A 10371-nucleotide genomic window follows, 5' to 3' on the forward strand; every position below is an offset into this window, starting at 1 on the left:
CGCCTATCTACACGCCGTACGAGCCGACAACTTGACGATCACTGTGAATCACCCGGGCTAACAGTCCTGATCGGCGACATCGCCCCTTCAGGCGAGAACGCCTTGGCGAGGCTCCCTGGACCCCTGAGCCCACCTCGCCTGCGCCACCGACACCCACCCCGTCCTCGGCAGACACGCCAGACGATGGCCGACAGGAGCCGAAACCAGAGTCAATGCGCAACCCCGCGCCCGCCCCGAACGACGACGATCAACAGCAGCCGTCAGAAAGCCACGAGGCCGGTCCGCCACACGCCGTGCCGTCAGGGGACGAACCGGCCGTGGCGGACCCGGCAGGCGAAGGCGAGGACAGCAAATACGCCGCTGGAGATCGCATCGACGACGACGAAAGAAACGACGACGAGAGGGACGACGACGATCAGGACGCCGCCAGCAACGAGGTGGACGACGACGATCAGGACGGTCCCCGCGGCGACGGGGACTCGGAGGTTCCCAAGGGAACCGCGGAGGCAGTGGCCTACTGGCTGCGCAAAGACCCGAACATGGACCCTGAACTGCTTGCCGAGAGAATCGGCAAGTCGCTGCGCTCGGTCTACCGGTACCTACCGCCGGACTACCCCCGGCAGCCGGGGACCGCGAGGGAACGGACGCGACTACAGCCCGGCCCAGCGGGACACCCGAGCCGGAGCGAGTGACGCCAACAGGCGCGACGACGGCCAGCTGTCGGCGTGCAGGCCCGATGCAGAGACGGGTACGACTTGGCGTACAAGACTGCATCGGGGTCGGACGGCCTTCCGCTTGTCGGCTGTCTTGACGGCGTGGTTCGGCCGACGGTTCCGGTCGGCGACGGTGTGTAACGAGCGACCACCCAACGACACGCGCCTCGGCTCCCGCTTCTGTCGATGACCGGATGTCGATCGGGTGCCGTGACGCGGGTGCCTTTCCGGCGAACGCAGAAGCTGTCCCAACCGCACGCGTGAGCTGACGTCCGGCCCAGATGTGCGCCCTGCCGATGGGCTGACCGGCGGGCGCGGTGCCTCAAGCCATCGCGGGAAGGATGACCCGTTCCAGCACCGTGAGCGGGGTCCGCCACTGGTCGGGGTCGTCGTAGTTGCCGGCGGTGATGGCCGCGGTGAGGTCCAGGTGGGGCAGGACGAACAGGCGCTGGCCGCCGTTGCCCATGCCGGCCAGCAGTCGATGGCCCTCGATGGATTCGATGTACCACTGGTAGCCGTACTGCGCGCCCCAGCTGGTCTGCAGGCGTGGCTGGAGCATCGTGCGGATCCAGTCGGCGGGGACGACCCGCTGACCGTCCCAGGTTCCCTCGGCCAGCACCAGCTCGCCGAGCCTGGCCAGGTCGCGCGGCGCGAGTCGCAGCCCGGACGCGGCGGAGGCCACTCCGTCCGCGCCGGTCATCCACTCGAAGCTGCCGATGCCCAGCGGCGCGAACAGCACGGCCTGCGCGTACTGCGGCAACGACTGCCCGGTGCCGTCGGCGATCAGTCGGCCGAGCAGCGCCGTGGCACCGCCGCAGTAGGTCCATTGGGTGCCGGGCGGTTCGAGGATCGGCCGATCCAGGATGTACCGGTATCGGTCCGGTGCCAGCTCCATCGCGATCTCGGCGTTGGCTGGGCTGTTGTACGGGAGATCTTCGCGCCACTCCACGCCCAACGACATTGTCAGCGCGTGCTCGACGGTGAGCCGGGCACGCCGGGGGTCGGCCGCCAGGTCGGGGTACTGCGGGAACCGCGGCAGGAGCGGCTCCGCCGGCGGCGGGACCAGTCCTTCGCCGAGCGCGATGCCGTACAACAGGACGGTCACGCTCTTGGTGACGGACCGGATGTCGTGCAGGACCCCGGGCCCGAACTCGACGACGCCCAGCGAGTCGCCCCAGGCGAAATCTTCGCCGGCCCTGTAGTACTCCAGCACCGTTTGACCACCGCGAACCGCCGCGACGGCGTGCAGACCGCCGACCTGGCCAGCTTGGAGTATTTGGTCGAGACGGTCACGCAACTGCGTTGTCATGGGCACTCCGAGAGGGCGATGTCGGCCAGCGGAACAGCATGCTCGTTATAGCGGAATTTCCGCTTCTGGAGCGACCCGGTTGGGAGGAAGCCCAGCCCGGCCCGCCCAGCTGACCGCTGCAGCCACGATTCAGTCGTGAGAGACGGCCACACGCTGGCGCAGAGCCTCGACGTCGACGTCCAGGACGTGCCGGCCCATTTGATGAGATCGCTGTCGACGGTGCGCGGGGTGGTGCCGAGCACGAGCAGCACAACCCGCCACACCAAGCGGGACCTGCGGCCGCGCATCCGCATCTCCCGCTTGGTGTGCGCGGCCCCCACCAGCCGTAGCCGTCACGCTCCGTGGGCGGCCCCCAGGGCCGGCCGACGTCCGCAACTGTTTGATAGGCAGGTGATCGTGAGGCTCCAAATTCTGGGCGCGCAGCGCCTCGATCACTCTGCATATCAGGCGTTATGCGGCCCGTCAGGGCGAAGGTGATCGAAGATCACCCGCATAATGCCGATGAGCGGATACTCGATCAAGCGGTGAACGGCGTTTCGGGGGGAAGGTCGGCGTTGACTCAATCACCGACGCTGACTTGCCCACCATTGCTGATCGAGGACTACCTCGCCGGTGTCAAGCAGCGCCCGCTCGAACTCGCTGGCGTCGACCGCTCCCGCCAGTCCCTGCCGTGCGATGGCAATGACGTCGTCCGGCAACCAGACACCATGCGCCTCCAGGTAATGAGCAAGGCCCTCCGGCCACACGAAGTGTTCGCCATCAGTCAAGTCCGTATTACCGTTGGCCGCCCCGCAGATCCGGCACCGCGAATGCTCTGCCGTCGCGACGAACCAGGTGCCCGACCGGAGATACGCAACCACGGCAGTGCGTGCACCAGTAGGCACGCTCTCATCGATGAAGTCACGAACGTCCGGCAAGCTGTCCGACACCGACGAACCACGCCAGTACCCAATAGCTCGAAGGGTCCTGTGCATCACTGTCCCTACGCTTCACGGATCTGGGGCCGCGACTATATCGGGACCTCGTCCGACGTCGCACGTCAGCCTCGGCGTCCGCTCGTGCCGCAGTCCACGCGCCTCGCGCTTGCCGGAGTCGTCACGCTTCGTGGCCAGCCTCCGATCTCGATTGACGTCCGAACATGCCAATGTTCGGATGCCATCGAAGTACCTTGTCGGGCCCGAGGCCGCGACGAGGTCCCTCGCGGTTTGCGGCGTCTTCACCCGCCCCCAGCCGGGCCGGCGGTCCGGGCTTCGGGGCGGACCCACTCGCGGACAGGCGGCTCCTCGACATCGGGTTCGTCAGCGACGAGGCCCATCGCGTACGGGAAGAAACGCAACTCGTACCGGCGGCCGTCGTGCTGTTCCGTCGCGGCCAACTCCTCGAGTACCTCGAGCAGCCGTCGGCGCCGCTCGTCCGACAGGTCATCGACGTAGGCGGCACTGCTCTCCTGAAGCTTCACCGCCACGTGCGGGTCGACCTCCTCGTCTTCGCAGGTGTCCAGCCACCACAACAGGTCGACGACGAGACCGGTGACGGTCTTCAACGCCGCCGGGTCCGGGTCACCGGAAGCAAGCCGGTCGCGCCGCTCGGCTGGAAGCCGTTCGATCACCCAGTCGATGCTCTGCCGGATCGAGGCCACGACCTCTGGGTCGACTTGATCGTCCGGGTAGTCGTCCAGCCATCTGAGCAGATCGGCTACGAGGCTATGAAGCAGGCGTGCGAGTGCGGCATCACCGTCGGCGCCCATGGTCCGCGACCATACCTGGACCGGATTGTTCGAGCGGCACACCGGAGGACACCTAGTGTCCGAATCTGCCGCAGAGCGTGCGCGTCGCCAGCCGGGAGCCATTCACGTCGCGCCGGCTGCCGTGCGGCCCGCTGGCGTCCGGAAGCCAGTTGAAGAAATATGACACAAGGTGTCAGGATTTGGGTGGAGCATAGGTTCATCGGTCGGCGCCGGTGATAGGCGCGGACCACGGCACAGATAGATACGGAGAGACAAGGACCTCCATGCGCGAAACCCCAGAAGATCTCGAAAAGCTCCAAGCCCTCCTTGACGCCTCCCTCGCCGGCTCCACCTCCCACCTCCGCTCGATCATCAACACCGCACGCACACTGAACGCGGAGCAGCTCACCCAGGTCCTCACCGGCATGTGCACCCTCGCTCTGTCGAGCGTGACGGCGAAGGGTGAGCCGCGGATCAGCGGTGTGGACGGGCACTTCCTGCGAGGCAAGTGGTACTTCGGCACGGCGCGCGACGCCGCCAAGGCGCGCCATCTCTCGGCGCGACCCGCCGTCAGCGCCGCACATATGCGCGGTGAGGACCTCGGCGTCTTCACACACGGCAAGGTGGAGATCCTCAACCCCCAGAACGGCGACCAGGCCACGGACTGGCCGGACGTGCTCGCGTACTTAAAGGACTTCTACGGCGACGACCCCTTCGACTGGGACAACGACGTGGTCTACTACCGGCTGCATCCGCACTGGATGACCGTCTATGCCCCAGACATCGCAAAGCTCACCGTGGCGTCCCAGCCCTGATCCACAGCACGGCCAACCGATGCGCGTCCAAGACCCGCTTCGTCAGAGGTCTCGTTACCGCCTAGCCAAGGGCGAACCGTTCAAGCCGGGAGGCGGCCTGTTCGCTTCGGACAGGCCGATAGCATCCGCGATGTCCTGGACGAGCTTCAGCTCGTCGGGAACGTCCGCCGGTCACGGCTGGCGACCCGGCCAAGAGCCCCGGCGGACGAGTCGATCAAGGTGGTCGAGCAGTTTCACCTCGCTTCGAAACAGCCGCTCACGCTCGGATGCTGGCATCTCGGCGAGCAGGTCCGGGACACGTTCGTCCTGCGGCACAAACACCATCGTCCCGGAGTACTCACGGCAGCTCGAGCACCACGCCAAGCCGACACAGCGCTCGTAGAGACCGTCAGAGGGTGCGTAGAAGCGGTACCTGTAGGAGTAGATCTCACCGGCACACGCATCGGCGCTCCCAGCACGAGCCCCATGAATCGTGCTGACCTTCGACCATGCCCACCTGGCAGCTCTGCGTCCCATGATCTTGATCTTTCCCGGGCTACCAAGCGGGCCGCCATCCGGATCTGCCGCGGATCGTGCGTGTCGGCCGCTCCACCCGAAATCACTTTCGGTGACCACCTCCGCACTGGGCCCACCTCCCGGCCGAGCGAACGAGGGTCATTTGCCGGATTGAGCAGATCGCCCGAATCCAATGATGAGCGCAGCCACAACACCAATGATCCCCATGGCGATACCACCGGCCGCCAGCGAGACGATAGCGATCAGAACGCCAGTCGCGACGGAACCTACGAAAAGTATGCCGCCAAGCGCTCCCCATTGGCCCGGAGTCAGCTCGACCGCTCCGCGCCGGATCGCGTACCGAGGCTTCTCATCCACGCTGATCATGGTGGCACGAACTCGGCTTCATGACAATCGATGTGGTCGCCATCCACTCCTGCCGCCGACCGCGCTTCACCACCAGGGCTCCCGACACCCTCGGTAGCCGTGAGCGACCGCGCGTCCAGGTGTCAGGAAGTCCGGTCGTGCCGATGAGCGTGCATGTGATCTTGCTGATGTAGGTGCGTTACGTGCACATCGTGGGCATGGCGAGATCGCGGCTTGACCCGTGGCGTCCATTCATACAGATGGCGGGCCGAACTACTTCAGAACACTTATGTTGGTTTGTGTCGAGGTACCGACGCCGCAGGCGTCAGTCGCGGCATGGGCGGCAGCGGCGAGGACACGGGCGAGGCTTGGAACGCTTGGATCATGAGTGCGGCGAAGCGCCGGGAGGCCGCGATTCGTGCTGACGGTGTACTCGCGTGGATGCCGTCGTTGGCCATGATCATGAGGATCAGGTCATCCAGGACAACGTCAGGGCGCAGTCGGCCGGTGTCCTTGACGCGGCGGATCAGTTCGGCTGCGGAGGTCAGCGAGGACGTGCGGATCGCGGCGAAGTTTATCGCGCGCGGGAAGGTGGCCTTGAAGGCCGTGGTGAAGCCATGGTCGCGTGCTTGCAGCTCACAGAGCTTCTCGACCGCAAGGCAGAAGCCGTGCCAGGGATCAGGGTCGGCGATCCCTTCGTGCAGCGCCAACCGCCACGCGAGCATCTGCTCGGTGAACGCCTCGGCGAGCAGCATCTCCTTGGTGGGGAAATGGCGGTAGACGGTCGCGGGCCCGACCTCGGCGCGTCGGGCGATCTCCCGGACCGGCACGTCCAGGCCATCGGCGACGAACACCGCGCGGGCCGCGTCGAGGATCCGGTCGTGGTTGTCCCGGGCATCGGAACGAAACTTGTGAGGCAAACGAGCGGTCACCGCTCTCACTTTAGTTGGCCGCACGGGGGTGTCCGTTACGGTCCGCTGAGCAGTCCTGATCGAAAAGAACACGGCGACGATAGGGCGGACCATGACTTCCAGCAGGCACGACGGAGACACCTGGGACCTGGTGTCCAGCGTCGGGGCGACCGCCACCATGGCCGCGATGGCCCGGGCGATAGCGACCCGCGCGGATCCTTCGCTCATCGACGACCCGTTCGCCGAACCGCTCGTCCGGGCGGTCGGCGTCGACGTCCTCACCCAGCTGGCGGCCGGTGAACTGCCCCCGAACGACTTGGTCGATCATGTAGCGATCGACGGGGCCAAGGTACGTACCAAGTTCTACGACGAGTTCTTCCTCGATGCGACCAACGCGGGCATCACGCAGGTCGTGATCCTGGCCTCAGGGCTGGACTCCCGCGCGTACCGACTGCCCTGGCGAACCGGGACCGTGGTGTATGAAGTCGACCAGCCGCAGGTCATCGAATTCAAGACCCGCACACTGGCCGAGCTGGGCGCTGCGCCCACCGCCGACCGCCGAGTAGTTGCGGCCGATCTGCGCGACGATTGGCCCACAGCACTACGCACCGCCGGATTCGCCCCGGTCCGGCCGACCGCGTGGAGCGCCGAAGGCCTGCTGGGCTACCTGCAGCCCGAAGCGCAGGACCGTCTGCTGGACACCATCACCGAACTCAGCGCCTCGGGAAGCTGGGTGGCCACCGAAAGCAGACCCAACCCGCAACCGGGCGACGAGGACAAGACGAAGGAAGGCCTGCACCGCATCTCCGACCGCTGGCGTGCGCACGGGTTCAATCTCGACCACGCGAGGCTGCGATATTTCGGTGAGCGCAATGAAGCGGCTCCCTACCTGACCGGCCGCGGCTGGGCGCTGAACGGGATCAGCATCCGAGACCTGTTCGCCGCCAACAACCTTCCGCCTCTCAAGGACGACGGCTTGCGCATGGGCAACGTGCTCTACGTCAGCGGCACTCTCAGCCAGACCACGATGTAGTAGGTACGCCGGCATGACCACCGGCTGGGCACGTGGGATCGTCGAATGAGCCTGTCCGCCCGGTCGACCACCTTGGCAGGCCGCCAATGCACTCTTCTGCCGCCGACAGTGCGCGAACCGCCGACGGCCGAGGCGTCACTCTGCGCGCATCAGCCTCCGGCTCCGATCATCGGTGCCCCGTGCGCGCTCGTGCCCATGAGGGGACGTCACCTGTCGGTTCGGAGCGGACGGTTGACCAGTGGTCGGTGCCGTCTGGCGTAGGTGAGCCCTGGGGATCAGCCGGTACTCCGGCCAGTCGAATGGGTGGTCAGCGCTGCCGGTTCAGCGCGGCGGTCATGAGCTCGCGCAGCTCCGGCTGCTCCAGGTCGCACGGTTGGCGGATTTTGATGTGTCGGTGCACCTTGCCCGTGCCTTCCATCAGGCCGGCGGGGTCGGGCAGCCCGACACCGCCGGACAGGCCGAGGGTGACGTGCTTGCTGTGCGGCCCGACCACAAAGACCAGCCCTTTGTACCCTCTGCTGCTACCGAAGCCGATGTAGCCGTTGTCCACGGTGACCACCGCATCCGGATACACATGCAGAACAAGCGCACACAGCTGCCGCCCCAGGTCGGCGATCCGCGGCTCCCGCGCGGCGAGTAGCCGCTCTACCTCGTCGTTCATGACCCTCCCCGTACCAGCCGGTTGAAACTTTATATCCACCGTGGATATATTCGCAACCTATCGTCAGGACCACGAGGAGGATGCATGATCACCAATCTGAACACGGTTTCGCTCTACGTCCGCGACCAGCAGCAGGCGAAGCAGTTCTATGTGGACACGCTTGGCTTTGAGCTCACCACAGACGCGGACATGGGCGAGATGGGCCGGTGGATCGAGGTGGCGCCCAAAGGCGCGCGAACCGGCGTCGTGCTTGCTGACGCCGCAGCATTCGACAAACAGGATCGGGTAGGCAGGTCGGCCGACGTAACGCTGCATTGCTCAGACGTGCATGCGCTGCACGCCGAGCTGGCCGGCAAGGGCGTGCCGGTGACGGAGCCGGAGACCCAGCAGTGGGGCACGTTCATCAAGGTCACCGACCCGGACGGGCACGAACTGCTCATCTCGCAGCAATAGCGGCCGGACCACGGCTACCAAATGAGTGACCCGTTGACGCCGGCGGCGTTCGCGTTGCTGCTGGCGTTGACCGAAGGCGAACGGCACGGGTACCGGTTGATCTCCGACGTTGAGCGACTCACCGCAGGAGAGATCATCTTGGGCCCGGGAACCCTTTACCGGACCCTGCAGCGGATGCGGGTTGACGGGCTGGTTGTCGAGATCCCTCCCGACCAGAACGCGGTGCGCGCCGACCGGCGTGCAGAACGGCGGCGCGGCTACCGCATCACCGCGGCCGGACGGGCGGCGGTCCGGCACGAGGCCCGTCGCCTCGCCACCGTGCTCGCCAGCGACGCCGCACAGGCCCTGTTACACGACGACGACGAGGACAGATGAACCCATGACCGGCGGCGTGCCCACGGAGTTCCCCGGCGTAACCCCGCAACTGACGGTACCCGACACCGACATGGCCGTGCAGTTTTACCGCGAGGCGTTCGGCGCCGACGAACTGCTCCACAATCGCGGGCCGGACGGTCGTGTCATGCACTGCGAACTGCTCGTCAACGGCGGGCGGCTGCTGCTGCACGACGAGTTCCCCGAAAACGGTCACCGCAGTCCGCAATCGCTGGGCGGTACCGCGGTGACACTGCACCTGTACGTCGCCGACGTGGACGGGTCCTTCGCCACCGCCGTGTCCGCAGGCGCCGAAGCTCTGATGCCGCCGACGGACGCGTTTTGGGGCGATCGGTACGCCATCATCCGCGACCCGTTCGGCCATCGATGGTCCCTAGCCACCCAACACGAGGACCTATCCACCGCCGAACTCGAGGAACGCGCTGACCGCTGGGCCGACGCTACGGACCATCGGCCAAGAAGGTCGGGCCACTTACCCTAAAGTCCGAAGAACAAGATCAGCTGCCCAGATCTGCCGCCACCCGTGCGCGCCATCCAGCCCGAGCGGTCACGCTCCGTGGCCCGGCCTCCGGGTCGGTCGACGTCCGGAACTGCCGATGAGAGTGCGTTCCCGCAACCATTCAGCAGGTTTCCAAGAGTGGCTTGATCTTGCTGGTGGTTCTGGGCATCCTGGGCGTCGCGTCCGACTCGCCGTCCGTTCTTGGGCGCGTTGTCGCGGTCGAAAATGCGGGGCGCGCAGAGCGCCGATAGCGCACACTCGCGATCATGCTGGCATCGGTTCGAAGCGTCGCGGACCTGGCCGCTGCGCAGGCGCAGGGTCATCGGGTCAAGTTCCTGTTCTTCTGGGGGCACCAGCCCGAGCGTGACGGTAGCGTCGGCGCGGGCTGCTTGAGCCAGTGGTGGCCGGCGCCGTTCACCGCCGACGGACTACGGTTCGCCACCGCAGAGCACTACATGATGTGGCGCAAGGCAACGCTGTTCGGTGACCGTGCGATGGCCGAGCAGATTCTTACCGCGCCGCATCCCCACGCCGCCAAGGCGTTGGGAGGACGCGTCGCAGGTTTCGATCAGCAGACCTGGGGCGAACACCGCTTCGCGATCGTGGTGGCCGGTAACGTGGCGAAGTTCGGCCAGCATCCCGCGCTGCGGGCATTTCTGCTGGCTACGGGGCAGCGGGTCCTCGTGGAGGCCAGCCCAGTCGACCGGATCTGGGGTATCGGCCTGAACCGCGACGATCCGGCTGTTACCGACCCCAGCCGTTGGCGAGGGCTCAACCTGCTCGGATTCGCGCTCATGCAGGTACGTGAGGTGCTCAAGGATCAACCGGAGCGGTAGTTCCCGCACAGCACGGATCTGCCGCCGACCGTGTGCGACGCCATCAGCCGAAGCTGTCACGCTCCGTATCCTGGCCTCCCGCGCCGACCGAAGACCGGACATGCCGATGTGAGTGCGTTCGCTGCTGTTCCCCTACGAGTGTTACTGGAGCAGGTTGAGCT

Annotated in this window: 13 protein-coding genes; 7 read left to right on the forward strand and 6 right to left on the reverse strand. The window is 66.3% G+C overall.

Going from position 1 to position 10371, the window contains the following annotated elements:
* Nucleotides 1–317: 317 nt before the first annotated feature.
* Nucleotides 318–692, forward strand: a complete 375-nt coding sequence (locus ACFP2T_RS43200) for a hypothetical protein (protein WP_377432843.1) — start codon at nucleotides 318–320, stop codon at nucleotides 690–692.
* Nucleotides 693–1035: 343 nt separating this feature from the next.
* On the opposite strand, the gene ACFP2T_RS43205 is transcribed toward ACFP2T_RS43200, so the two are convergent.
* The 3 genes from ACFP2T_RS43205 to ACFP2T_RS43215 form a co-directional block, all read right to left on the reverse strand.
* Nucleotides 1036–2022 (reverse strand): serine hydrolase domain-containing protein, encoded by a 987-nt coding sequence (locus tag ACFP2T_RS43205; protein WP_377432844.1) that lies wholly within the window; start codon nucleotides 2020–2022, stop codon nucleotides 1036–1038.
* Nucleotides 2023–2585: 563 nt separating this feature from the next.
* Nucleotides 2586–2951, reverse strand: coding sequence for a hypothetical protein (locus ACFP2T_RS43210; RefSeq protein ID WP_377432846.1), 366 nt, complete (start codon nucleotides 2949–2951; stop codon nucleotides 2586–2588).
* 287 nt (nucleotides 2952–3238) lie between these two features.
* Nucleotides 3239–3769, reverse strand: coding sequence for a hypothetical protein (locus ACFP2T_RS43215; protein WP_377432847.1), 531 nt, complete (start codon nucleotides 3767–3769; stop codon nucleotides 3239–3241).
* Nucleotides 3770–4032: 263 nt separating this feature from the next.
* On the opposite strand from ACFP2T_RS43215, the gene ACFP2T_RS43220 reads away from it, so the two are divergent.
* A complete protein-coding gene (locus ACFP2T_RS43220; protein WP_377432849.1) occupies nucleotides 4033–4563 on the forward strand; it encodes a pyridoxamine 5'-phosphate oxidase family protein in 531 nt (176 codons plus the stop codon).
* A 654-nt stretch (nucleotides 4564–5217) separates the two neighbouring features.
* Here the strand turns inward: ACFP2T_RS43220 and ACFP2T_RS43225 are convergent.
* A complete protein-coding gene (locus tag ACFP2T_RS43225) occupies nucleotides 5218–5436 on the reverse strand; it encodes a hypothetical protein (protein ID WP_377432851.1) in 219 nt (72 codons plus the stop codon).
* A 275-nt stretch (nucleotides 5437–5711) separates the two neighbouring features.
* Entirely contained in the window at nucleotides 5712–6356 is a 645-nt protein-coding gene (locus ACFP2T_RS43230; protein ID WP_377432853.1) for a TetR/AcrR family transcriptional regulator, read from the reverse strand.
* 91 nt (nucleotides 6357–6447) lie between these two features.
* Here ACFP2T_RS43230 and ACFP2T_RS43235 point away from each other — a divergent pair, with 91 nt between their 5' ends.
* A complete protein-coding gene (locus ACFP2T_RS43235; RefSeq protein ID WP_377432854.1) occupies nucleotides 6448–7368 on the forward strand; it encodes an SAM-dependent methyltransferase in 921 nt (306 codons plus the stop codon).
* 307 nt (nucleotides 7369–7675) lie between these two features.
* On the opposite strand, the gene ACFP2T_RS43240 is transcribed toward ACFP2T_RS43235, so the two are convergent.
* Nucleotides 7676–8029, reverse strand: coding sequence for a DUF1801 domain-containing protein (locus ACFP2T_RS43240; protein WP_377432856.1), 354 nt, complete (start codon nucleotides 8027–8029; stop codon nucleotides 7676–7678).
* An 84-nt stretch (nucleotides 8030–8113) separates the two neighbouring features.
* On the opposite strand from ACFP2T_RS43240, the gene ACFP2T_RS43245 reads away from it, so the two are divergent.
* The 4 genes from ACFP2T_RS43245 to ACFP2T_RS43260 all read left to right on the forward strand — a co-directional run bounded on the left by ACFP2T_RS43245 (nucleotide 8114) and on the right by ACFP2T_RS43260 (nucleotide 10210).
* Entirely contained in the window at nucleotides 8114–8482 is a 369-nt protein-coding gene (locus ACFP2T_RS43245) for a glyoxalase superfamily protein (RefSeq protein WP_377432858.1), read from the forward strand.
* Nucleotides 8483–8515: 33 nt separating this feature from the next.
* The gene (locus tag ACFP2T_RS43250; protein WP_377432860.1) at nucleotides 8516–8857 is read left to right on the forward strand and encodes a PadR family transcriptional regulator; all 342 of its coding nucleotides are present in this window, start codon (nucleotides 8516–8518) and stop codon (nucleotides 8855–8857) included.
* Between the two features lie 4 nt (nucleotides 8858–8861).
* Nucleotides 8862–9356 carry a VOC family protein gene (locus tag ACFP2T_RS43255; protein WP_377432861.1) on the forward strand — a complete coding sequence of 165 codons (495 nt, stop codon included), beginning with the start codon at nucleotides 8862–8864 and terminating at the stop codon, nucleotides 9354–9356.
* A 284-nt stretch (nucleotides 9357–9640) separates the two neighbouring features.
* Nucleotides 9641–10210 (forward strand): NADAR family protein, encoded by a 570-nt coding sequence (locus ACFP2T_RS43260; RefSeq protein WP_377432862.1) that lies wholly within the window; start codon nucleotides 9641–9643, stop codon nucleotides 10208–10210.
* Nucleotides 10211–10371 lie beyond the last annotated feature (161 nt).

It is taken from the genome of Plantactinospora solaniradicis (assembly GCF_042658085.1).
Classification (GTDB): domain Bacteria; phylum Actinomycetota; class Actinomycetes; order Mycobacteriales; family Micromonosporaceae; genus Plantactinospora; species Plantactinospora solaniradicis.

Bases quoted from the DNA above. Each gene is read 5' to 3' on its own strand.
- ACFP2T_RS43205 (WP_377432844.1), bottom strand. From the start codon at position 2,022: ATGACAACGCAGTTGCGTGACCGTCTCGACCAAATACTCCAAGCTGGC.
- ACFP2T_RS43215 (WP_377432847.1), bottom strand. From the start codon at position 3,769: ATGGGCGCCGACGGTGATGCCGCACTCGCACGCCTGCTTCATAGCCTC.
- ACFP2T_RS43220 (WP_377432849.1), top strand. From the start codon at position 4,033: ATGCGCGAAACCCCAGAAGATCTCGAAAAGCTCCAAGCCCTCCTTGAC.
- ACFP2T_RS43235 (WP_377432854.1), top strand. From the start codon at position 6,448: ATGACTTCCAGCAGGCACGACGGAGACACCTGGGACCTGGTGTCCAGC.
- ACFP2T_RS43240 (WP_377432856.1), bottom strand. From the start codon at position 8,029: ATGAACGACGAGGTAGAGCGGCTACTCGCCGCGCGGGAGCCGCGGATC.
- ACFP2T_RS43245 (WP_377432858.1), top strand. From the start codon at position 8,114: ATGATCACCAATCTGAACACGGTTTCGCTCTACGTCCGCGACCAGCAG.
- ACFP2T_RS43255 (WP_377432861.1), top strand. From the start codon at position 8,862: ATGACCGGCGGCGTGCCCACGGAGTTCCCCGGCGTAACCCCGCAACTG.
- ACFP2T_RS43260 (WP_377432862.1), top strand. From the start codon at position 9,641: ATGCTGGCATCGGTTCGAAGCGTCGCGGACCTGGCCGCTGCGCAGGCG.